Annotated in this window: 22 protein-coding genes; 9 read left to right on the top strand and 13 right to left on the bottom strand. The window is 36.4% G+C overall.

Translation table 11 applies throughout. From position 1 onward, the window contains the following. Nucleotides 1-85: 85 nt before the first annotated feature. The 4 genes from ACORJQ_RS06885 to ACORJQ_RS06870 form a co-directional block, all read right to left on the bottom strand. On the bottom strand, nt 86-844 hold the full coding sequence (locus ACORJQ_RS06885; protein ID WP_321323125.1) for an Aq_1264-related membrane protein: 759 nt from the start codon (nt 842-844) through the stop codon (nt 86-88). A 363-nt stretch (nt 845-1,207) separates the two neighbouring features. Next, entirely contained in the window at nt 1,208-1,651 is a 444-nt protein-coding gene (locus ACORJQ_RS06880) for a YcgN family cysteine cluster protein (RefSeq protein WP_321323123.1), read from the bottom strand. A 54-nt stretch (nt 1,652-1,705) separates the two neighbouring features. Beyond that, on the bottom strand, nt 1,706-2,386 hold the full coding sequence (locus tag ACORJQ_RS06875) for a TIGR01621 family pseudouridine synthase (RefSeq protein ID WP_321323122.1): 681 nt from the start codon (nt 2,384-2,386) through the stop codon (nt 1,706-1,708). 100 nt (nt 2,387-2,486) lie between these two features. Next, a complete protein-coding gene (locus ACORJQ_RS06870; protein ID WP_321323121.1) occupies nt 2,487-3,563 on the bottom strand; it encodes a DNA alkylation repair protein in 1,077 nt (358 codons plus the stop codon). A 167-nt stretch (nt 3,564-3,730) separates the two neighbouring features. Here ACORJQ_RS06870 and ACORJQ_RS06865 point away from each other — a divergent pair, with 167 nt between their 5' ends. Further along, nucleotides 3,731-4,177 carry a hypothetical protein gene (locus tag ACORJQ_RS06865; RefSeq protein ID WP_321323120.1) on the top strand — a complete coding sequence of 149 codons (447 nt, stop codon included), beginning with the start codon at nt 3,731-3,733 and terminating at the stop codon, nt 4,175-4,177. Between the two features lie 104 nt (nt 4,178-4,281). Here ACORJQ_RS06865 and ACORJQ_RS06860 read toward each other — a convergent pair whose 3' ends face one another. After that, nucleotides 4,282-5,187 carry a LysR family transcriptional regulator gene (locus ACORJQ_RS06860; RefSeq protein WP_321323118.1) on the bottom strand — a complete coding sequence of 302 codons (906 nt, stop codon included), beginning with the start codon at nt 5,185-5,187 and terminating at the stop codon, nt 4,282-4,284. 169 nt (nt 5,188-5,356) lie between these two features. Between ACORJQ_RS06860 and ACORJQ_RS06855 the strand changes: the two genes are divergently transcribed. The 3 genes from ACORJQ_RS06855 (at nt 5,357) to ACORJQ_RS06845 (ending at nt 9,439) form a co-directional block, all read left to right on the top strand. Then, nucleotides 5,357-6,217 carry a pirin family protein gene (locus tag ACORJQ_RS06855; protein ID WP_321323117.1) on the top strand — a complete coding sequence of 287 codons (861 nt, stop codon included), beginning with the start codon at nt 5,357-5,359 and terminating at the stop codon, nt 6,215-6,217. A 154-nt stretch (nt 6,218-6,371) separates the two neighbouring features. Continuing rightward, nucleotides 6,372-8,222, top strand: a complete 1,851-nt coding sequence (locus ACORJQ_RS06850) for a cyclic nucleotide-binding domain-containing protein (protein ID WP_321323116.1) — start codon at nt 6,372-6,374, stop codon at nt 8,220-8,222. Beyond that, complete coding sequence (locus ACORJQ_RS06845) at nt 8,219-9,439, top strand: GNAT family N-acetyltransferase (RefSeq protein ID WP_321323114.1); 1,221 nt, start codon at nt 8,219-8,221, stop codon at nt 9,437-9,439. The genes ACORJQ_RS06850 and ACORJQ_RS06845 overlap by 4 nt, the downstream gene beginning before the upstream one ends. Before the next feature lie 98 nt (nt 9,440-9,537). Here the strand turns inward: ACORJQ_RS06845 and ACORJQ_RS06840 are convergent, their stop codons facing one another. The 3 genes from ACORJQ_RS06840 to ACORJQ_RS06830 form a co-directional block, all read right to left on the bottom strand. Next, nucleotides 9,538-10,044 carry a GlcG/HbpS family heme-binding protein gene (locus ACORJQ_RS06840; RefSeq protein ID WP_321323113.1) on the bottom strand — a complete coding sequence of 169 codons (507 nt, stop codon included), beginning with the start codon at nt 10,042-10,044 and terminating at the stop codon, nt 9,538-9,540. A gap of 51 nt (nt 10,045-10,095) precedes the next feature. Then, nucleotides 10,096-10,419, bottom strand: a complete 324-nt coding sequence (locus ACORJQ_RS06835; protein ID WP_321323111.1) for a DUF4156 domain-containing protein — start codon at nt 10,417-10,419, stop codon at nt 10,096-10,098. Between the two features lie 99 nt (nt 10,420-10,518). After that, nucleotides 10,519-11,385 (bottom strand): hypothetical protein, encoded by an 867-nt coding sequence (locus ACORJQ_RS06830; RefSeq protein WP_321323110.1) that lies wholly within the window; start codon nt 11,383-11,385, stop codon nt 10,519-10,521. Between the two features lie 314 nt (nt 11,386-11,699). On the opposite strand from ACORJQ_RS06830, the gene ACORJQ_RS06825 reads away from it, so the two are divergent. From ACORJQ_RS06825 to ACORJQ_RS06805, 5 genes are all read left to right on the top strand, one after another. Continuing rightward, nucleotides 11,700-12,353 carry a class I SAM-dependent methyltransferase gene (locus ACORJQ_RS06825; protein WP_321323108.1) on the top strand — a complete coding sequence of 218 codons (654 nt, stop codon included), beginning with the start codon at nt 11,700-11,702 and terminating at the stop codon, nt 12,351-12,353. A gap of 298 nt (nt 12,354-12,651) precedes the next feature. Continuing rightward, the gene (locus ACORJQ_RS06820) at nt 12,652-13,728 is read left to right on the top strand and encodes an alkene reductase (protein WP_321323107.1); all 1,077 of its coding nucleotides are present in this window, start codon (nt 12,652-12,654) and stop codon (nt 13,726-13,728) included. Nucleotides 13,729-14,245: 517 nt separating this feature from the next. Beyond that, entirely contained in the window at nt 14,246-14,857 is a 612-nt protein-coding gene (locus tag ACORJQ_RS06815; protein ID WP_321323105.1) for a DUF938 domain-containing protein, read from the top strand. A 408-nt stretch (nt 14,858-15,265) separates the two neighbouring features. Further along, nucleotides 15,266-15,916: a peroxiredoxin gene (locus tag ACORJQ_RS06810; RefSeq protein WP_321323104.1), complete on the top strand. Its 651-nt coding sequence runs from the start codon at nt 15,266-15,268 to the stop codon at nt 15,914-15,916. A 354-nt stretch (nt 15,917-16,270) separates the two neighbouring features. After that, nucleotides 16,271-16,786 carry a DsrE family protein gene (locus ACORJQ_RS06805; protein ID WP_321323103.1) on the top strand — a complete coding sequence of 172 codons (516 nt, stop codon included), beginning with the start codon at nt 16,271-16,273 and terminating at the stop codon, nt 16,784-16,786. A gap of 102 nt (nt 16,787-16,888) precedes the next feature. Here ACORJQ_RS06805 and ACORJQ_RS06800 read toward each other — a convergent pair whose 3' ends face one another. The 5 genes from ACORJQ_RS06800 to ACORJQ_RS06780 form a co-directional block, all read right to left on the bottom strand. Then, nucleotides 16,889-18,613, bottom strand: a complete 1,725-nt coding sequence (locus ACORJQ_RS06800; RefSeq protein WP_321323102.1) for a bifunctional protein-serine/threonine kinase/phosphatase — start codon at nt 18,611-18,613, stop codon at nt 16,889-16,891. Nucleotides 18,614-18,735: 122 nt separating this feature from the next. Then, nucleotides 18,736-19,545, bottom strand: coding sequence for a formate/nitrite transporter family protein (locus ACORJQ_RS06795; RefSeq protein ID WP_321323101.1), 810 nt, complete (start codon nt 19,543-19,545; stop codon nt 18,736-18,738). 442 nt (nt 19,546-19,987) lie between these two features. Further along, on the bottom strand, nt 19,988-20,686 hold the full coding sequence (locus tag ACORJQ_RS06790) for a dUTP diphosphatase (protein ID WP_321323099.1): 699 nt from the start codon (nt 20,684-20,686) through the stop codon (nt 19,988-19,990). 157 nt (nt 20,687-20,843) lie between these two features. Then, nucleotides 20,844-21,317, bottom strand: a complete 474-nt coding sequence (locus tag ACORJQ_RS06785; protein ID WP_321323097.1) for a DUF2127 domain-containing protein — start codon at nt 21,315-21,317, stop codon at nt 20,844-20,846. A gap of 89 nt (nt 21,318-21,406) precedes the next feature. After that, a complete protein-coding gene (locus tag ACORJQ_RS06780; RefSeq protein WP_321323096.1) occupies nt 21,407-21,949 on the bottom strand; it encodes a lipocalin family protein in 543 nt (180 codons plus the stop codon). Nucleotides 21,950-21,976 lie beyond the last annotated feature (27 nt).

The following is a 21,976-nucleotide window of genomic DNA, read 5'->3' as shown; positions in this document are numbered from 1 at the left end:
GGGTTTAGTAAAACAGGGATAAATCAAATTTTTAAATAAATCTAAATGCTTAAAAATTGATTTCGATTAAGCAAGAGTTTCTGAATTAATTATCTTTCCATGTATTTTCATCAGAAGTTTGACCTCTCCAAGGCATAATCCACATTTGGTAAAGAGATGTAAATAGCATAATCGCTGCCGCCACACTGTAACCAAAACCACCAATAATCACAAAATAAGCAAAGTTTGGATTCATTCGAGTTAACCACCATGAGGCGATATCGACAATTAAGAACGCAAACGGAATAAATATGAGCGTTGCTTTAATCCAAGGTTTAAAACCGACTGCCATTGAGAAAATAAGACCAACAAAGAAGAAAATGAAAGAGATACCAAACAGGTGAATATGAGAAACACGTGTTAAAGAGGTAATATCCGCACCATGATCAACTTTTGCGATATCTTTTATAACATCATATTTGGTAATATTCGGTAAAGTCGGGATGTTTGCATGACACATAGCGCATTTAGCATCAACAATTGGCTTGATGGTTGCAGTCCACTCTTTTTCATCTGCTCCATTTCTTGCCCACTTAATCATGGTGATTCGTTCTTCTGGAGCAGCATGCTCTTTCATAGAACCATTTAATTTACTCTCTAACTTTGAACCACTTCTGTTGCCATAATAGCTATATACAATATCATCAACCGATAAACCAAACTTACCATCTGCCATACCGTGCGTTAACATAATTTGTACACCAGCCATCATCAAACCTAAGCCAACAACAAAGATATACCCTGTAAATAATGCCTTCATAGACAAAGATAAACTCGGCAGATTTAACCAAGAACTGTCCTTCATAATAACTCCATTTATTTTATGTGGTTTTTAGTCGGCTTTATATTACGCTCAAGGATAAAGTTTAGATAAGTAATTTTTTTTATTCTTAAAGAACAAAATTCTTAATGAGAAAACCAACACTAGAGAATAGTGTCTATTGAATAAGTATTATTAGCCAATAGAAAATATTAATTGAAAAAGAACTCGTTTTTTATAAGGGAATAGAAAAATAAATTAATACTATAAAATCAAGCAATTAAAATACAGTAATAGTCAAAAGCTCCTTACATGAAATAATGCGTAAGAAAATTTTAATGCTCCATTAACAGTCTTTTAGGATTAACCATTCAAGTGAGGTTTCTTGCTAAACCTGTGCAGCACCTTTTATGGCTTAGGCATGATGTAATCCTCATAATCTATATCTATTTTATCCACTACTATCGGAATAGATAACAAGCCAACCCCTGCATTTTTAACTGAAAGTCGATTACCAGAAATCAAAGGATGCCAGTCGGCAAGCCCTTGACCTCTATAAATCATCCTATACGCACAAGTGTCTGGTAACCAATCAAATTCAGCGACTTTCTCTTTGGTTAACTGCACACAAGTTGGCACGTTGACCGAGCGGTTAGCATAGTCCTTACATTGACCGGTTTCTGTATCTGAATATGGACACACTACACTGGTGTAAACAATCTCATCCGTTTCATCATCTTGTAGCTTGATTAAACAACACAAACCACATCCATCACACAAAGATTCCCACTCTTCTTGATTCATTTCATCTAAGGTTTTTGTCTCCCAAAAAGGAGCTACTTTATCACTCATATTTTTCTCTAAACTTAATTAAGAAAAGCTAACATCGTTATGATTAAGTTAGCTTTATTTGTTTTTTATGACATTCCACGGCGACTGCCAGGATTCGGTTATTTGTTTTGCTTTATCTTCTAAAAATCGACTACCTGTTAAAGGTAAACAACTGAATTGAAAGCGTTCTGCATTTAAGGTAAATGTAATGGCAAACGCATGCAAGTAACCACGCTCTTCTTGATTAGCTTTGATTTTATCCGCATAACGATAATCACCACAAATAGGTGCCGAAATACTTTTCATTGCCACTCTTAATTGATGAGTTTTACCTGTTTTTGGTTTTAGTAAATAAATTCTCTCACCTGGTTGAATAGACTCACTAATAAATTGTGTTACCGCCGGGTTTTGCATGGTTTTAGTTAACTTCCAATCGCCCCGCCTTGCTGCAACCATATCCCCCTTGATCCAGCCTTGTTTCTTTTTAGGCTTTTGATCAGAAATGGCAATATAAAACTTTTCAATTTCATGCTTTTCAAACATTCTTTGAAAAGCTTGAGCGGTTTTTTTATTTAAAGCCAAAATCACCAGGCCTGATGTCATTTTATCTAAACGATGTACTGGGTAAATCTCACTAATGGCTAACTGCTGCTGAACCAAAACGACCAGGCCTGGTAAATCTTCGCTATGAAAATTTAACCCTTCAGGTTTATTTACCACCACAAAATCATGATTTTGAAAAACAATTGGAATCACTTATTTACTCTTCGTATATTTAATCTTTGATTAGTGTGTTTTTATGTGTGAGATGGATTTCGATTATGGCGATTTTTACTACCTTAAAACCAATTGCATATCAAATCAGCTCAAACTCAGCGGTTTCAATGACTTGACCATTTATCAGCAACTCAATTTTATGCAGGCCTGGTAAATAGTTACGTGTCGTTATAGGTTTAAAGTTATGAGTTAATCTAAAAGCCTTGCTGTTCACGGTATAATCAGACTCCGCCACTTTAAAGACTTTTCTGTAAGGCATTAATCTACTGCGTAAAAAATAGAGTGCATATTCAATTCTTAAAAAACCTAATGCTTGATTAGCTTGTAATTCAAATTCAGCCGTCAATTTTTCGCCTATTTTAACCTGTTTGCTCATACACCAAGCCGTTAAATGAATATGCTTTACAGAGCCATAGCCCATTAACTGTAATGCATGGCTATCTCCCGCTTTTAAAAGGGTTCTTAACGCATGTTTAACAATCCAATTCGTATTGGTATTATTCTGTTTTAACCACTCATTAGCTAAGGCTAACACCCAATCTGGCTCTGTTTTAGAAAAGTCATTGAGTAAATTGGCCACGCTTTTTTGAACATAGCGGCTTTGGTCAGCTTTTAAATTTTCAATTATCGGTCTTACCCACTGTGGATTCTTTGCAATCCAATCAATATGAGTTGCCCAAGGCAATTTAGGCCTGATACCTTCACTGGCTAAACGACGTAAATGGTGGTTATTACTCTTACTCCAAATTAGCATTTGTTGTTTGGTTTTTTCAGGGTAAGCCTGTAAAAAGGCTCTAATTGCAAATTCCGCAGTGCTGTTTTGGGTAAACAATTCTAATGCGTCTATAGAAGTATCAAACTCTTCAACACCATATACTTCAACATAATCTGCAAAAACAAAATGAAATAGACCATCAAACTCAGTTGAAACACACTTCAACAACTCTATTGCATCATTAAAAGAGAGGTTTAGCGTTGTATAAAGCACCGTTGATAAGTGCCTAATTCTCTGTTTTAAACTCAGTTCAGGCCAATCTTGTATAAAAACAAGTGATAAAAATTTGTCAGTATCAAACTCTGAATGATGGTTTTTCATTAAAACCGCCAATTTTTTGATAGCTTTTAAATTAATCTCATCTTTTAATAAATTAGACATTTTCTTTTATATTCAACAAGTTATAAACAATAAATATTAAATCAGTAAAATTGGCACGCCACTTGATATATGATGAATGAAAAATAAAAATATCGCGTTAGGTGTCAACAAAATGTCATTTAGTGCAACCCCAATTGGGAATATTGCTAGGACCAGAGGAGAGAGCTATGTCCAACATGAATACCACCCAGAAGTTACAAACTTGCTTAGATTTTATTGACCAGCGTTTGGAAACAACATCTGAGCAAACTATTCAAATTGCTGAGTTGATTATTGATGACATTAAAAACCTAACCGAAGGTTATCAAAATGCAATTGCTAACGGTAATTTACAAACTCATTCAGAATTAGTGCGTGCCACACAAATGAATTGGGTAAACCAACTTCATGAAATTATTCTTGAGCAAACCAACCGAGATTTAAATGGTCAGGTTATCATTGCCCTTAAAAAGTTTGTTGATAGCTTAAATGAAAACCAACTTAAGTTTCATCAATTTGATTTACCAAGTGCCGTTGCTAGCCAACAACCTGATGAACATGAATACCTCACTCAAGCTGAGATTGATATCTTAATGGGACAACAAAACCTATTTGAAGATAGTCTTAAACATTAAAAGACTTCTATCAATCAAAGCAGTACAAAAATCATTGCCATGAAAACATAACCCTCTTAATTGAGGGTTTTGTTTTTTATAGTTCCTTACCGAAAATAAAAGTTTTACAATTCATCCCACTTTGGTTTACCTGCAAAATAGGCAACTAAGTAATCAATAAAACTACGAGCCGCTGGCGATAAATAACGGTTTTGCTGGTATATCGCGTAACCATGCATTTCAGGGATAGTGTATTCATCTAATACTCTTACTAATTCACCAGACTGTAACTCTTTCCAACAAACAAAACTTGGAAGCACTATCATTCCATGACCAGCAACGGCCATAGATTTTAAAAAGTCACCATTATTTGATTGAAAACGACTTTTAGAGACAAACGTTTCGTTAATACCCTTCGGGTTAATAATTTGAAAATTGCTACTATGAAATAATGAATACTCCAAAAATTTATGTTCAGAAAGGTCTTCAAGTGTTTTAGGCGTTGAATGTTTTTCTAAATAATCAGGACTAGCACAAATCAGCATATTAACTGGCACAATCATTCTTGCTTGTATAGAGCTATCATGAAGCTGACCAATTCTAAAAGCAACGTCAATTCCTTCTTCAACTAAGTCAATATTGCCATCAGACAACTCAACCTTCATGGCTAATTTAGGGTGTTGTTTTAAAAAATCATCAATTACGGATGTCATATGCAATAAACCAAAAGACAAAGGCAAAGAGATACTTAAATGCCCCTCTAAGTCACCCGTATTTTTGAGTATCGAGTTATCTAACTCATGTAAAGAATCAACCAAAGAAATTGCTCTTTGGTAATAAACCCGACCTTCATCAGTCAAATTAAATTTTCTGGTCGTTCTTTGTATTAACTTAGTCTTTAAGCGTGCTTCTAACTCAGAAAGCCTTCTACTCACCGCAGATTTTGCCAAATTAAGTTGCTCAGCAGCTCGGCTTATCCCCCCTGCTTCAACTACTCTAATAAAAACCTGAATATCTTCAATCTGACCCATTACTATATCCTTGTGTATGTGCATCATCGTTCATGGATTGCTCTTATTTTAAACTGCTTTGTTCTAAAAAGAAGAACACTTTATTTAGAAAATAGCCGTTTACCTCATCTCTTTTATTCTTTAATGTAATAACTAACAAAAGAATTTGATTTACAAGGAAGAATTCAAAATGAATACTCAGCAAACTCATGTAATACAAAAAACCAAAGGGATTGTAGCCTCTGATGGTGCAGGTGTAAATTTGACCAGAGTCATTGGTAATCAAGATATCAGCTTTTTAGACCCCTTTTTGATGTTAGATTATTTTGAATCTGAAGATCCAAATGACTATTTAGCAGGGTTTCCATCGCACCCTCACCGTGGCTTTGAAACTGTAACTTATTTACTGGCGGGTAAAATGCGTCACAAAGACAATCAAGGCCATGAAGGGGTAATACAAGCTGGTGGTGTTCAATGGATGACGGCGGGTAAAGGAATTATTCACTCAGAAATGCCCGAGCAAGAAAATGGATTGTTAAAAGGGTTTCAACTTTGGGTTAATTTGCCAAAAGAAGCGAAGATGGCTGATCCAAGTTATCAAGAGTTTACCCCAGACGAAATCCCAACTGAGAGGCGTGGTGAACACACTCTTCTTAAAGTTATAACGGGCAAAACTTCACAAGGAACAGTTGGCCCGGTAATTAATAATTACATTCAACCCTCTATGATGCATGTACAACTTGATGAAAAAAACACGACTTTCACAGAAAATTTAGATCCAAATGCCAATAGCTTTATCTATGTTATTTCAGGTTCTGTTCAAGTTGAAAGTGATGAAATAAGCCCTTTAAATAAAGTTAATTTACGCGAGCTTGCAGTCCTAACACCCGCCCAACAAATTAGTGTGACTGCTTTACAAGATGACAGTGCATTTTTGTTACTATCCGCACAACCCATTAATGAACCGATTGCACGCGGAGGACCATTTGTAATGAATACTCAACAAGAAATTGAACAAGCATTCTCTGATTATAGAAATGGGAAATTCTAAAAACAAAAATTCACACAATTAATAGGCTTTAGTTGCCAGATCCGGTTGTGTTTTTATTCAATACTGTCCATACTTTACTCCAATATAACCAATCATTGCTGTGAAAAATTATTTTCACGGCAAAACCAAAGTTGTAACTCAGTAGGAATATTTTGTGGACCTAGACAGTATCGTCTATTTTGCTTTTCTAATCGGCATTCTCAGTGCCCTTTCATTACCTTTAGGAGCACTCACCACATCTTTCTGGAAACCTGGTGATCGAACCATCGCTTGGTTAATGGCATTTGGTGCTGGTGCATTGCTTTCAGCTGTAACCATCGATTTATTTTCACCCGCGATTCAAGCGGGCATGTTTCTCTATGCGGCAATAGGTTCTTTAGTCGGTAGCCTTACTTATTTGTGGCTTAACTATCAACTAAACCAACAAGGTGGTTTTTTACGTAAAACTGCAACCACAATCCAATACTTCAGAAACCGACAAAAAAGACATCACCATCAATTCATTCTCTCACTAAACCGTTTGCCTTTTTTTGATGCTCTTCCTCAAAACGAACTTCAGATGTTGCTTCATAAAGTACAGGTTAGCAACTACTCTGCAGGCCAAATCATTTACCATCATAGCGATATCCAAAACCAGTTCTACATCATTCAAAAAGGGCAAATCAAACTTCGTGATCCAAACCATCTATTAAAAACCTTTATTGAGTTAACGGCCTCAGACATTTTTGGTCGCATGGCTTTTTTTACTAGTCTGCCCAATGCAACTTTAGCCCAAGCCAAAACAGACGTTACTTTATGGAGAATCAACCGTGACTCTTTTAACGAACTGCTTAGTCAAACAGAAGTTTTACCAAAAGTTTTGATTCAACATTATCGAGATTCACTAGAAATTCGTCGCTATCTCAAAGAACGTCAGCAAATGAGTGATGAGCACGCCGAAAGACATATTGAATTCATAATCAACCTCATACAAAACGAGAAGCGACTTCCAGATACCCGCAATCCCAAAGATACACTTGAACAAGCATTAAACCGTTTACAATCAACCAAACGTTTTAAACTATTTGAAAACTGTGATCCCAGTGTACAAGGGTTGATTGCCAATAAGCTTCAACTACGCAGCCTGCGTTCAGGTCAAACGTTATTCAGTAATCGAAGTGAAGCTGACCGTTTATATTTGCTTGAATCGGGTTCAATCGAGTTGTTGGACCCTTTACAAAAGCGAGAAGACTTTGAATCTTTACAACCAGGAGATTTTTTTGGAGGAATGGCTTTTGTGGTTGGCGGAAAACATGCTTCAACAGCCCTTGCCAAGACCGATGTCACTTTTTGGGTACTGAATAGGCTAGACTTTATTGAGTTACTAGAGAATGTCACGGCAATGCATTCCAAACTACAGTCTTTCTTGAAGACCCGGAATATTCAGGATTATCTAACTCTAGAGCAAAGCTTGCCAGAAAATAGAGCCCAGCAATGGATAAACCGCACGGTCAAACACCTCTTGCCAGGTCAACTTCCATCCCTAAGTGAACTCACCCAGCACACCTACCAACACAAGGCGGCTTATATCGCTATCTGGTTAGGAATATTTTTAGATGGGATACCTGAGTCGTTGATGATAGGCTCGCATCTCACCGATGGGCATGCCTTGAGTATGAGCCTTATTGCTGGTTTATTCCTATCGAACTACCCTGAAGCCTTATCCAGTTCCGCCTCGATGCGTGAGCAAGGTATTCCATTTAAAAACGTCCTATTCGTCTGGACTCTACTTATGCTATTAACTGGTATAGGAGCAGCGTTAGGGAGCATACTTTTAGACGGTGCATCCCCTGAGACTTTTTCTTTCATTGGTGGTATTGCAGCAGGAGCGATGTTAACGGTTATAGCCGAAACCATGCTTCCTGAAGCCTATGTAAAAGGCGGTTCTATCATTGGATTCGTTACCTTATTAGGCTTTCTAAGCACTTTACTATTTAAAGCACTCGACCCAGGCATGGCAATATGAGTTTTTCCAAGTCCCTCCATCACGCAGAAAACCCTCTAGAAAAGATGCACTATCGCATTGAGTTTCATAGTGAGATTTCGCAAATTCCAGCAGAGAAATGGAACGCCCTGGTTGAAAACAATCACCCATTTGTTAAGCATGAATTTTTAAATGCTTTAGAAAAACACCATTGTGTGAGTCCTAAATACGGCTGGGTACCTCACCACTTAGCAATTTATGACCATCACAACGATCTTATTGCCGCAATGCCTTTATATGAAAAGCACAACAATTATGGCGAATTTGTATTTGACCAGGCCTGGGAACAAGCATGGAATAGCATTGGTTTACCCTATTACCCTAAACTTGTTTCAGCCACCCCTTATACACCTGTATTAGGACAACGTTTTTTAGTGGATCCTTCACTCCAACTAGCAGAACAAAAACAGCTATTTAACCTGTTATTTCAATCAGCCACTGATTTTTGCGAACAACAAAACATGAGCGGAACCCATATTCTGTTTGCCAAACCACAACAGCAGGCCTGGTTAAATGAATTGAGTTGCCAAGATCAGTCTCAGCTATATATTCGACATGACTGCCAATTTCATTGGCAAAACCAACAGTATCAAACCTTTGACGACTTTTTAGCCCAGCTCAAACCTAAAAAGCGTAAAAACATTAAGCAAGAACGTAAAGCGATTCACCATTCAGGGGTCACTTTTAGAGTATTAAATGGATATCAAGCAACAGAAAAAGATTGGCAAGATTTTGATTACTTTTACCAAAAGACCTTTTTAGAAAAATGGAGTACCCCAACGCTTAATATCGGTTTTTTCAAAGAAATTGGTCAAACTATGGCAGACAATATTGTATTGGTATTAGCCGACTACAACCAAGAATGTATTGCCGGTGCTCTTATGTTTCAATCTGACACACATTTGTACGGTAGGCATTGGGGGGCGGCTAAAGAGCTTAAACACTTGCATTTTGAAACCTGTTTTTACCAAGGCATAGATTACGCCATTAAAAACGGTCTACAAATATTTGAACCCGGTGCCGGAGGCGAACATAAAATTGCTAGGGGCTTTTCACCCGTAAAAATGCAATCTGCTCACTGGTTAACGGTAAATCCTTTTGAGCAAGGCATACAAAAATTTATTGAAGAAGAACAGCATATTATTGAGCAATATCGCCAAGACTGTATTACTCATTCACCCTATAAAACAAATGAGTAGTTTCATCCATTTTTATAAAATTTATAAAATTTCAGTCATAAAAAAAGAGCCATAAATGGCTCTTTTTAGTTTAAACATGCAGAATCTCTGAAAGGAAATTAAAAAGCTAATCTATCTTCTAGTTTATTTAAAGCTGTCATCACACAAGCTTCATCTTTTTCACCGCCTGGTGCTCCACTCACACCAATCGCACCAATTCGTGCTCCACCACTAACAATTGGCACACCGCCCACCATCATTAATATGCCATCAACATGATTAAGTTCTGGGCGAATATCACCACGTCTGGCTCTAAAATCGCCAGATTTCAAACCCGACATAATAGTGGCATTGGCTTTATCTTCAGCTATTTGTAGAGTAAAACGAGAAGCAAAATCATCTCTTAAGGCAACACGTTGGTTACCATATTTATCTACCACAACAGCACTCACAGAATAGCCTTTTTCACGGCAGGCATTAATCGCTTCTGTGGCTAAATCGCGTGCTAATTCCATGCCTATATTTTTCTCTTCTAAAACATCTTCAGCCATAGTTATTTGGCTGGTTAAAGAGCTACAGAATGTCACTAAACCTAAAATCATGATTTTTTTATTCAGTTTTTTCATTGTTTTCTCTCTTTATGTTTATTTTAAATACCCGCTTTAAAAGATGAATACTTACTTTACACAACGATAAATCGCAAAATCCATTTTGCCATTATGCAACTCAGAAGTAGCCACAATCGTATCGCCGCGCATATTCACGGCTTCATTTCTGGCAACAGCAATTAGGTCTTTTTTAATTGCTTCCTTATCTCGATGATAAAACCCTACTTTATCTAATACCGTAGCGTGGGTTGAACCAAGTTTTTTGCAATCGGTTACTTCATCCGCCGACAATAAAGCAACATTAAACGCACCAGGTAAAGGTTGAATCCAGCTACAAGCTGAAAGAGATAAAACAGCAGGAATAAGCAAGCCAAAAGCTAACAATTTATACATGAGTAATTTCCAAATTATGGGTTTACAACACTATAAACCATCACACAAAGAGTGCAAAGATTTGTATTAAAAAAGCCCTTAATTTTTGATGACATGAGCCTATTTAGTTTTTGACCCCTTCTCAAAATTAACTTTTGTATAAAACGCGAGTGAGACAATAATCAAAGCAACACCTACAATTAAATACAGAGCATATAACATTTGGCTTGGATCATTTAACGCGGTTTTAAAGACCACCATAAGCGCTTCAATCGACAGTGCAATAATGATGGCAGTTAAAAATTTTGAGAGTAAACGAGCCTCGTCCTTTTTATCTGAATAGTTTTTATATACCACCTCCCTTTCTAACAATGTCTTGGCCAAATCAAAAATAGCCAACCCCATTGTTAAGGCGATAATGGGTTTAAAAACGCTCTCTAAACTGTATTGAGATGGGTTAGAAAACTGTAATAAATAGTCATAAAATGCATACCCAATTGACATCACTGAAAAAAACATCAACGACACACCAATACCCAAATAAAAAGACTTAGTCACAAAGTTAAAAGTGGGATGCCTTTCTACCAAACCAAAATGAGACAGTAAACTACTTAAATTGAAATCAAAAAAGAAATAGTGGTTTTCTTTAAAAACCATCAGGGTAATACATGCCTCTCCAGTTGCCGAACTCATATAAGGCTCACTAATAGAAACCCCATCTTCTTTTTTAAACATCTGAGCCGCTAGAAAGCTTCTATTCTTACCGATGACCGTTGTCAGTAACTTACTTTTATAGATATTGGGTGAAGACTGTTTAAAGTTTTCATCACTTATGTAAATTAGCTCTAAGCTATTAAAAACCCCGTAATACCCTTTAATGACATCAACTTCTTCTGATAGATATTGAGCATTGTTGCGAACCGTACCCAATAAAAACTTTTCAATACTATTTTTATGTTCTTGATATATGGTGATAAATTCTTGCATGATAATCTCCTTAATTAAGGGCATTATAGCGACCAAAACGCCAAAATCATTTTCATTTTAAAATTCATAAAGTTACTTTAGGGTGCTAGTTTATAAGCCATAAAATTAATTGATATTTACATATAAAGGTTCTATTTTGGTGCAAATTTAGTACAAATTAAATATTCCATTTAAATGAGTGTTGCTAAAATGTAAAACACAATAAAACAGATATCAGTTATCTTTTGTAAATCAGCGTATAGTAGAACTAACGCCCCCTAGCAATTTGAATGACAGGCTTGTTGCTTTAATACTTTAAATAAAAGGTTCAAGTTTTGCCAGAAATACGCATCCGCTATCAAACCATTGAGTTTGACGATATAGATATCCATTTACGTTGTTTAAAAGACAAACAACAGTTCTCAGATCCCCTTGGAGAAGCAGAAGCAATAGGAATTTCTTCGGCTCAATGGTCTTTATTTGGTGTAATTTGGGAATCCAGTGAAATACTAGCTCAAAAAATGGAGCATTTTGAAATACAGGGTAAACGCATTTTAGAACTGGGTTGTGGTATTGGATTATCCAGCCTATTGCTTAATGCTAGAAATGCCGATATTACTGCTACAGACTATCACCCTGAAGCGGGTAAGTTTCTCGCTAAAAACACCACTTTAAATAATGGTGATGACATCCCCTTCTTACGAACTGACTGGAAAGATGAAAACCTTGGATTAGGTAAATTTGATTTGATTATTGGTTCAGATCTACTGTATGAGCGCAATCATATTGATTTACTTTCAGGGTTTATTGAACGACATTCTGAGCAAGAATGTGAAGTTATTTTGGTCGATCCTGGTAGAGGTAAACATGCTCAATTTAGTAAAAACATGGTCAAGCTCGGTTTTGAACATTCACAATACAAACCCAATGAGACCGATCCAAAAAACGCCGATTTTAAAGGCGTTGTACTAAAGTATAAACGCCTTTAACTCATCCGTTTTACCAGGCCTGGTAATATACTAATTCATATATTGAATGTTGTTAAACTATTTGTAAATCAACCCCCTAAACGTTTTAATAACAGTTTGTCTCTATATTTGCATATCTCTCAACAGTGTTTTCATAAAGTAAGAAGGTTAAGCCTCATCATGCGTGTTAATATTTTTTAAAAACTATATTTATGAGGTTTACCAGTTAAGTATTAAAACAAAGTCATGCAATAGTCATAACACATGAACCACATTACCCACTGAGTCAAACCCAACAAATTCTAAACCGAGGTACATTATGCAAAACCAATATCCAAATCTTTTCACTCCAATCAAACTAGGTGCTATTGATTGCCCAAACCGTATTTTTATGGCACCACTTACCCGAGGTAGAGCTGGTGAAGAACACCTACCAAATGATTTAATGGCAGAGCACTATGCACAACGAGCAAGTGGTGGACTACTGATTGCCGAAGCGACTATGGCGATGGAAGGTTGTAGCTCATTTTGGAAAGAACCTGGTATTTATTCGCAGGCTCAAATAGATGGTTGGAAAAAAGTCACCGATGCAGTTCACGCCAAAGGCGGACGAATTTTCTTACAAATCTGGCATGGCGGACGTACCTGTCACCCTGCTTTGAATAATGGCAAAACGCCAGTTGCACCAAGTGCAATTGCCGTTGAAGATGAAGTACATACTCCTGAAGGTAAACTACCTTATACCGTGCCTAAAGAGCTGAGTTTAGAAGAGATCCCGGCTATTATTGAAGGCTTTAAACAAGCTGCAATCAATGCCAAAGCGGCAGGCTTTGATGGTGTTGAAGTGCACGGTGCCAATGGTTACCTGCTTGACCAGTTTTTACGCACCAGCAGTAATCAAAGAACCGATAGCTATGGTGGACCCATTGAAAACCGTGGCCGTTTATTGTTAGAAGTACTCCAAGCCATAATTGACGTTTGGGGTTCTGATCGTGTCGGTTTAAGAATTTCACCTGTAAACAGTTTTAACAGTATGAGAGACAATGATCCAATTGCATTAACAGAGTGGTTATGTAAGACATTAAATCCTTACAATTTAGCCTATTTACACGTTATGCGTAGTGACTTTTTTGGCGTACAAAAAGAAGACATTCTTTCTGTATGTGAACAACATTACCAAGGCAACATAATTAGTAATATGGGCTACACAGCGGATGAAGCTGAAGCTGCCATTGCTAAAGGTCCTATTAAAGCCGTAGCCTTTGGCGTAAGCTTTTTGGCTAACCCAGATTTACCAGAGCGTATTAAAGCAGGTGCGGAACTGAATCAGCCTGACCAAGACACTTTTTATACAGATGGTGCCGAAGGTTATAACGACTATCCTTATATGAGTTGAGAATTTATACGCTTATAGTGTATGAGTTTAAAACATATGAACTTAAAACGTATGAACTTATAATCTAAAAAAACACACTTAAAAATAAAAAACCACCGAGTCCAAACCAGGTGGTTTTTTTATAAAACCGCTCAGTAAACCCGGTTTTGAATTTTATTTCTAATGCCTAAACTTATTAATATCCTCAGGCTTTCAATGCTTTAACATTGAGTAAAAACACAAATAACGAAATTACAATCGTACCAGAAACAAAACACCCCATAACTTGTTGATAAACAATAAGGTTTGGCAATCACATTGATTGTATTTTTTTAGCCAATTCTACTTGTAATACCACAGGTAAATCACCGATATGATCAAAATGACTATGCATAATAATGATGATGATATTATCTATTTAATAAACAAAAACCTTATAAACAAGAACCTTTACAATTACCAGGCCTGGTAAAATTGACCTGCTTAAAAAGCTTAAATGACTTAAACGGCTCAATACATTGAAACTGGAAACAACAGAATGTCCTTAAATACAATTCAATCTAAACCCTTCTCTTCATCTAGCGAAGAAAATAAACACGTTATTTTAGATTCTATTCAACCTCTGCTAAAAGATTCTAAGAGTGTATTAGAAATTGCCAGCGGTACCGGCCAGCACGCTGTATTTTTTGCTAAAAACATGCCTCATCTGATTTGGCACACTTCAGATTTATTGCAATCTCATGAAGGCATAGACCGCTGGATTTTTGAAGCTCAATTAGATAATGTTGTACGCCCCATTACTTTAAATGTCTCTGAAGACACATGGCCAACCGAAACCTATGATGCCATCTTCAGTGCCAATAGCTTTCATATTATGAGCAAAGAAAATGTGGCTGATTTCTTTAGTAAGCTACCAGCGATTTTAAATTCCACAGGCCTGGTTATTATTTATGGGCCATTTAATTACCACGGTAACTTTACCAGTGAGAGCAACGCCCGGTTTAACGATTGGTTAAAATCTAATAATTCTCAAAGTGGCATTAAAGACTTTGAATGGTGTAATGAGTTAGCCAATAAAGCGGGTTTGGTGCTGATTGATGATATTGAGATGCCTCAAAATAATCGCATTTTAGTGTGGCAAAAATCATAATTTTTTAAACCGCTATTACTGTAGATAAAAAAAATTATTCATTCAATTTCTTGGTCATACTTAGTTCATTAAGTTTTACTTATATATATAAACTTTATAACCCGTTTTAACTTATTCTATGAACTCATTTTCCTCTCTTCGTTTTGTATATGCCTTAATCTCCGGTTTTAAGGCATTTTTTTATCTCCATAAAAATTTATAAATTGGTTTAATTTTTAACATTTAGTTAAATAAGCAGACCGATAGTAAAAAACTATCAAAAACAATTTTATAATCAATTAGACCAAACATTCCAGAATAGTTAATATAGAACCCAAGATTAGCTGAGCTTATATCCATATAAGTTTATTAAGATACAAGATTCCTACTCAGCTAATTAATATTTAATTTTATTCAGGAGATACCTAAATGGAAAACCAAGAGCAAATCATTTCATTACCACGTTTGAACGAAGCGGCACCAGCATTTGATGCAGTTACAACTCACGGCCGTAAAACACTTGAAGATTACAAAGGTAAGTGGTTAATCCTTTTCTCTCACCCAGCTGACTTTACGCCAGTTTGTACCACTGAATTTATGGCGTTCCAAGAACGTAAACCTCAATTTGATGCAATGAACTGTGAGCTTTTAGGTCTTTCAATTGACTCTCACCACTCTCACATTGCTTGGGAACTAAATATTAAACAAAACTGGGGTATGGAGATCGAATTCCCGATTATTGCTGACCTAGACATGAAAGTAGCAACATCATACGGAATGGTTCACCCAGGTGCGGCAGATACTTCTGCAGTACGTGCAACCTTCATTATTGATGATAAAGGTGTATTACGTGCCATGATGTACTACCCAATGAGTAATGGTCGTTCAATGGATGAGTTTGTACGTCTTGTTAAAGCAATGCAAACTTCTGATGAGCATAAAGTGGCGACTCCAGCGGCTTGGCAGCCTGGTGATAAAGTGATTGTTCCACCAGCAGCGACAGCAGAAGAAGCTAAAGCACGTATGGCGTCTGATGACTATGATTGTGTTGATTTCTATTTCTGCACAAAATCTCTATAAGACTGAATTTATTTAGTTTTAGATGTAGAATTATGAGCAAGTACCTTTGCGTGAAATACATGCAAAGGTCTTATCTAATTTGAATACTCTCAAAACCTAAAGGCCAAAGCGATATTAATTGCTTTGGCTTTTTTTTATGGCTTTTATTATTGTCACTTCTTGAACTCTGCACTTCTTAAGCTCTGTTTATCTATGTGTATAAACTGTCTCAATACTAAATAGCTTGTAAGACTGCTAAGTTCTTAGTTACCATGAAGTTAAGCGTAAACAACTACTCGCTACAAAGTCATTTCAATTTTCAACTCAATGGCTTATTCAGTTCACTTTAAATTATTCAAAATTTAGGAGTTGATCATGATAAACATTTCAAAATTTCTACAGAAACTCATCATTACTAGTTCACTGATATTAATTTCAAGCACCGCCTTTTCTGCTGAGCCGCAAATTATCAAAGCTCAATTAACTAAAAACATCAAAGTGGTCTATGACATAAATGAAAACGCTGAAGCCGCAGGTATTGGTAAAGGTCTTTATTATGTTAGAGGATTAATTGAGGCTTACAAAAATCAAGGTATATCACCCAAAGATGTCACCATAAGTGTTGTAGTACATGGCGATGCAGGCTATTGGTTACTAAATGATGAAGCCTACCAAAACTATACCGGCAACCCGTTTGATGTAAACCCAAATGCTAAAGTGGTTAAAGAGCTGCAAGATTACGGGGTAAGTGTTGAGTTGTGCCATGTCACCATGAAGGCTCATCACTGGACCGCAAAAGATATTTTGCCTGGCGTAAAAATGGTGTTTGATGCCTATACCCGCATAATTGATTTACAACAACACGGTTATAGTTATATTAAATTCACTTAATTACAATTGAATTAGATTTAATTACAATACGTCAATATAAATTTACCAGGCCTGGTAAATTCTAAATTGTTCTATTTTTACAGGCCTGGTGATGACGATATGCTATTTATTTATTAATAAATAAACCACTACTGCAAATAAAAGCAGTGAGATACTTTTCCAAAACATAACTGGATCTCGTTCCATAATAGGTGGACGAGCTTGATTTAGAAAGGTGCTGCTAGGATGACGCAGCTCATAAATAAACTCAGAAATTTCTGAATATCGTTTAAATGGATTAGGATGCACCGCTTTTTTAATTGCAAAATCCACCCAAGCAGGAATCGCTCGTTCATCATCTAACACCGTTTGATAACGCAATTTTTGCTGTGCCGTCTTAGTTCTGGCATTCACCACTTTTGTGCCGTAAGGCAATTTACCTGAAAGCATTTGGTAAGCAATTACGCCTAAAGAAAATTGATCGGATTTGACGGTTCCTGGTTCGCCTAAAAAATATTCTGGTGCGGTGTATTGAGCTGTACCAAGTATGTCGTTTCGCTCAAAAGGACTAGTTATTTCCATTAATCCAGCTACCCTCGTTGAACCAAAATCAATGATTTTTACAGTGCCGTTTTGGTCAATCATAATATTGTTTGGCCTAAGGTCTTGATGCAACATTTCTTGTCGATGAAAAGCCCTAAGTCCTTTAGCTAACTGTTCAATAATTCCTCTTACCGTTTCTATGTCGGGTTTAGGGTTATCAATCATCCATTGTGCAAGCGTTTGCCCTTCAATAAATTCTGTCACAACATACAGATAGTGACGTTTTCTATTTGGCAAATAGGCTTTTAAAACATGCTCATTATCAATTCTACGAGCAATCCATTCTTCTAAAAGAAAACGCTCTAAATAAGCTGCGTTGTCTCGATTTTCAGCAGAAGGCGTTTTAATAATGACTTGCGTTTGAGTTTGCTGATCTTTAGCTAAATAGACATGGCTTCGGCTACTGATGTATACCGCCCTTATGATTTCATAACCATCAAAAACCATTCTAGCGTGCAACTGAGGCGAAAATGGTAATTGCGTTACCTGCTCATAAACCTCTTGCTCGTTATAATCTGGCAAACTTTCAACTCTAACAATCTGTATGCTTAGATTATCATCACTACAGTTTGCATAAGCCTTCTCAACTAGGTTTTTAGCGGCTAAATCCAAATCTTCTGCATGGGTGTTAATCTGCTCTATCAACTCTTTGTCAGAAATAAATTCATAAATACCATCTGTCGCCAAAATAAATACATCGCCCTCTTCTACTACAAGACTTTGATAATCTATTTCAAGCTCGTTATTTACTCCTAATGCTCTACTAAGATAACTTTTTTCACTAGATTCCCAAACACGGTGATCATCTGTTAGTTGTTCTAAGTGATTTGCACGTAAATGATAGATACGACTATCACCGACGTGAACGAGATGTGCCATCGTTGATTTAATGATTAAGGCACTAAAGGTACATACATACCCTTTGTCTTTGTTATATCGATACTGACTGTTTTGAGTTTGGGCATGTAACCAGGAATTTGTGGCAAGTAGAACTTTTTTTGCCGATGTTTTCACACTCCAAGAATCGGAGGTACAGTAATAGTCTTCTATAAAGCTTTTTACGGCTGTCTCACTGGCAATTTGGCTTACTTGACTACTACTTATACCATCAGCCAAAGCCACCGTAATCCCTTTAGAATCAAGGGCAAACCCTTCAACAAGGTTAGCCCCATAAAAGTCTTGATTTATAGGTTTTCGCCCCTTATCGGAACATTGTCCAAGGCTTACTTGTAAATTTTTTGCCATCTATCCTCCAAAATAAAAAGTCTCTGAACTAGATGCAGCACAGAGACTTTTCACATTTGCAATAGTTTGGTCATTGCAACCAAATTGTTCACCCCATTTTTGCAATAAGGTGTTATAAATATTTACATTGCACGATCAGGACTTGTTTTAACGTGAGTGTAATATATAGGCAGGCCAACAAAAAGGAAGCCACCAACAAGATTTCCAAGAGCAGTTGGTAATTCATTCCATAGCAGGTAATCCATAACCGTAAAGTCACCACCCATAATCATTGAAAATGGGAATAAGAACATGTTAACGATTGAGTGTTCGAACCCCATGAAAAAGAACAGCATAACTGGCATCCACATCGCAATCACTTTCCCTGTAGCTGAAGTAGAAATCATCGCTCCAACAACCCCCATTGAAACCATCCAGTTACACAACATGCCTCGAATAAACACGGTAAACCATCCGCTTACGCCTTGTGACTGGTAACCTAATGTTCTAGCTTCACCAATGCTCGATACTTTTTTAGCTAAAGCACCTGGGTCAACGCTGAAACCGTAGGTTAAAATAAAAGACATCATAAACGCCACGGTTAAGGCCCCCATGAGGTTACCAATAAAGACTAATCCCCAGTTTCGAAATAAACCGCTCATGGTGGCTCCTGGTCTTTTGTCCAGAATGGCTAAAGGTACCAACATAAAGACCCCTGTCAGCAGGTCAAACTTCATTAGGTACAACATAATAAAACCGACAGGAAACAGTAAAGCTCCTACCAGTGGACTACCTGTTTTAAATGCTACTGTAATAGCGAACATTGCTGCTAAACCTAAAATAGCCCCCGCCATAATGGCACGAATTAAGGTATCTTTGGTTGACATAAAAATCTTAGATTCTCCCGAATCTACCATCTTGGTTGCAAACTCATTTGGTTCTAAATAAGACATACTCCAATCCTCTTAACTTTGTAAAAATGTTTAAACCAGATAAGACCCCTGTGCACAAATCGGCTTAAATTCAATAGGTTTTAATAGGTAGATTGAGTGATACTTTTTGCACCAGCCAAAAAAAAACGCCCTTAAAGCCTGGAAATTTATCCAAACTTTAAGAGCGTCTACACTCCACTTAACCTAACCATGTTAAGAAAAATTTAATCCAAAAAATAATAGCCCTTATTTTTCAATGGGTTAATAAAAAATAAGTAAATATACCTTGTTAATAACTAATAACTTGCACCAAAAAGAACAAATAAATTCGATATGAGGCAGAATTAAGCACTTCTTTGAGCATCATTTTTAATCATGATACATTCAGGTCATAAAAGCCCAAGCTCTTTAATGAATTTAGTTTATCCGCCTTAATAGCATCTCAACATAAAAAAATATTTACTTACAATAATTGGCTATAGGTCTTTTTTAAGCTCATATAAAGCTCATCACCTGAGAAAGATTGCATTTGTTCAATCACTTCAAACATGACTACATTGTCTTCTTTTCCATTCCACTCTTTAATATAGGTTCCCTCTTTATAGCCATGGTCTTGTCTAAATTTATTTAGAACATTTTTGGCCATATAGATTTGGTACATCTGCTCAAAACTAAGCTGTGCAACTTCGCAAGAGTCGAAAAAGGCTTGAGTTAACTGCGATAAATATTCAGCCGTGACTGCATCTTGCTTTAACGCAAGCAACATCATCGCTTCATGTTTTTCTATTTGTTGAATTACCGTTAGCTCATTTGAATCATCAAGTTTATGGTTTTTTAAGGCATCGCTTAATAAATCAGCGGCTTCATCCACCTCAACGTGCTCAAGTGCTAAACTTAATAAAAAATGCCAAATATCGACTAACTCAACTCGCACATTTTCAATATCGATTTCGGCATCCACTGCTTTCCAGTGTTTCCAAGGGTAGCTATCAATAAGCTCTGCGGTTTCCATGACTATGCAACGACGCCAGTTAATCGTTTTGCCTAATTGAGTAACACCACTTCGCCAATCCATGCCGTTGGTCATCTCGTTTAGGGTATTTTGCATGCTTAACATTTCATTAATAACGTTAAGGTTTTGTAAATCTTGGGTATTTGACATGTTCTTTACTCTTTTGAAGTTACCTTATTGAATAAGATAGATAACATTTTGTTTTGAGCATTTGATTATAAAGCGGTAACAAATCATCACAACTTCAATATTAGATTATTTTTAATTATCTGTTAATTGTCTGTTTAATTATCTGTTAATTGTCTGTTTAATTAGGCGTTTTAATAATAGCCCGCTTAGAATGTTGGCTTTTTAATATTGCATACATATACAGCACAATAATTGAGTTAATCAATAAAGCAGAAAAGCTTAATAGGTTGGTATCAGTAATCAATTCATAAATTTCAAAGGGTAAGTAAATCCCCCCGCTAATTAAAGCAAACCATTCTGTCCATCGATATTTATGCCAAAGACCATAAGCTTCAACAAATCGAATTAACGCATACACTAAGGCTCCAAGCGAAACCAACATCAAATTAACGTCTTTTAGATTATCAATGATATGTAACAAAACACTGGGGTAATGACTGGCGGGATTAAGGTGTAAATGGGTTAATAGGTTTTCTGCAATTTGCTGAATATTATCACCAGCTAATTGATGAATACCTAAACTAACAACCAATGCAAGTAAGCCTTTTGATGCCTCAATTACTGCTATGGGCTTAAGACCTTTTTGATTCATTAATGTTTATCCTATTGATTATAATTTATTAAGTGCAAACTATGATTAGAAAGCTTTGCATGATTCTTTTTAAAATAAAGAGACTTAATTTATTTTAGATTTGCGGGTAAATCACAATCTATTATTCTAATCCATTGGTCTTTTTTAATTCCGAGTTGTTGGGCTTTATCATAAAAAGCTTTACATTGACTGGCATTCGGCGTGTTTGATCTGGCTAAGATCCAGGCATAATCTTTGGTTGGCCCAATAATTAAAGCCATGCTGTAATCATCTGCTAATTTAGCGATATTATAGCCACCATAAAAAGGCCCAAAAAATGAAACCTTAAGCCTGCCAACGGTATCTTTATCTACAAAATAAGCTTTTCCTATTGCTTCATTTGCTTTACCTGTTTTGGCATCCACTCCTTGGTTAAGCACCTTAACCCCACCATCATCACGCATTGAATAGGTTGCCGTTACATCGGTTAAACCTTTTTCAAAACTATGATCTAATCGAGCGACTTCATACCACTTACCTAAATAACGTGATAAATCAAACCCTGTAACAGGTTCAACATCTTTAGGTACTTGAGTACACCCAAATTGCATCACAATCAAACTTACCAGGCCTGTCCATTTTAAAAATCTCATACTGCTTATCCCTAATGTATTTACACC

Source organism: Thiomicrorhabdus sp. (assembly GCF_963662555.1).
In the GTDB taxonomy this organism is placed as follows: domain Bacteria; phylum Pseudomonadota; class Gammaproteobacteria; order Thiomicrospirales; family Thiomicrospiraceae; genus Thiomicrorhabdus.
Note: the sequence above shows the minus strand (reverse complement) of the source record. Positions and strands in the feature narration are given on the sequence as shown.

What these genes read in the sequence shown, in the direction of transcription:
- ACORJQ_RS06790 (WP_321323099.1), bottom strand. Translation starts at nt 20,686, where the DNA reads ATGTCAAATACCCAAGATTTACAAAACCTTAACGTTATTAATGAAATG.
- ACORJQ_RS06840 (WP_321323113.1), bottom strand. Translation starts at nt 10,044, where the DNA reads ATGAAAAAACTGAATAAAAAAATCATGATTTTAGGTTTAGTGACATTC.
- ACORJQ_RS06855 (WP_321323117.1), top strand. Translation starts at nt 5,357, where the DNA reads ATGAATACTCAGCAAACTCATGTAATACAAAAAACCAAAGGGATTGTA.
- ACORJQ_RS06820 (WP_321323107.1), top strand. Translation starts at nt 12,652, where the DNA reads ATGCAAAACCAATATCCAAATCTTTTCACTCCAATCAAACTAGGTGCT.
- ACORJQ_RS06780 (WP_321323096.1), bottom strand. Translation starts at nt 21,949, where the DNA reads ATGAGATTTTTAAAATGGACAGGCCTGGTAAGTTTGATTGTGATGCAA.
- ACORJQ_RS06795 (WP_321323101.1), bottom strand. Translation starts at nt 19,545, where the DNA reads ATGTCTTATTTAGAACCAAATGAGTTTGCAACCAAGATGGTAGATTCG.
- ACORJQ_RS06860 (WP_321323118.1), bottom strand. Translation starts at nt 5,187, where the DNA reads ATGGGTCAGATTGAAGATATTCAGGTTTTTATTAGAGTAGTTGAAGCA.
- ACORJQ_RS06870 (WP_321323121.1), bottom strand. Translation starts at nt 3,563, where the DNA reads ATGTCTAATTTATTAAAAGATGAGATTAATTTAAAAGCTATCAAAAAA.
- ACORJQ_RS06845 (WP_321323114.1), top strand. Translation starts at nt 8,219, where the DNA reads ATGAGTTTTTCCAAGTCCCTCCATCACGCAGAAAACCCTCTAGAAAAG.
- ACORJQ_RS06800 (WP_321323102.1), bottom strand. Translation starts at nt 18,613, where the DNA reads ATGGCAAAAAATTTACAAGTAAGCCTTGGACAATGTTCCGATAAGGGG.
- ACORJQ_RS06865 (WP_321323120.1), top strand. Translation starts at nt 3,731, where the DNA reads ATGTCCAACATGAATACCACCCAGAAGTTACAAACTTGCTTAGATTTT.
- ACORJQ_RS06805 (WP_321323103.1), top strand. Translation starts at nt 16,271, where the DNA reads ATGATAAACATTTCAAAATTTCTACAGAAACTCATCATTACTAGTTCA.
- ACORJQ_RS06830 (WP_321323110.1), bottom strand. Translation starts at nt 11,385, where the DNA reads ATGCAAGAATTTATCACCATATATCAAGAACATAAAAATAGTATTGAA.
- ACORJQ_RS06880 (WP_321323123.1), bottom strand. Translation starts at nt 1,651, where the DNA reads ATGAGTGATAAAGTAGCTCCTTTTTGGGAGACAAAAACCTTAGATGAA.
- ACORJQ_RS06810 (WP_321323104.1), top strand. Translation starts at nt 15,266, where the DNA reads ATGGAAAACCAAGAGCAAATCATTTCATTACCACGTTTGAACGAAGCG.
- ACORJQ_RS06815 (WP_321323105.1), top strand. Translation starts at nt 14,246, where the DNA reads ATGTCCTTAAATACAATTCAATCTAAACCCTTCTCTTCATCTAGCGAA.
- ACORJQ_RS06885 (WP_321323125.1), bottom strand. Translation starts at nt 844, where the DNA reads ATGAAGGACAGTTCTTGGTTAAATCTGCCGAGTTTATCTTTGTCTATG.
- ACORJQ_RS06835 (WP_321323111.1), bottom strand. Translation starts at nt 10,419, where the DNA reads ATGTATAAATTGTTAGCTTTTGGCTTGCTTATTCCTGCTGTTTTATCT.
- ACORJQ_RS06785 (WP_321323097.1), bottom strand. Translation starts at nt 21,317, where the DNA reads ATGAATCAAAAAGGTCTTAAGCCCATAGCAGTAATTGAGGCATCAAAA.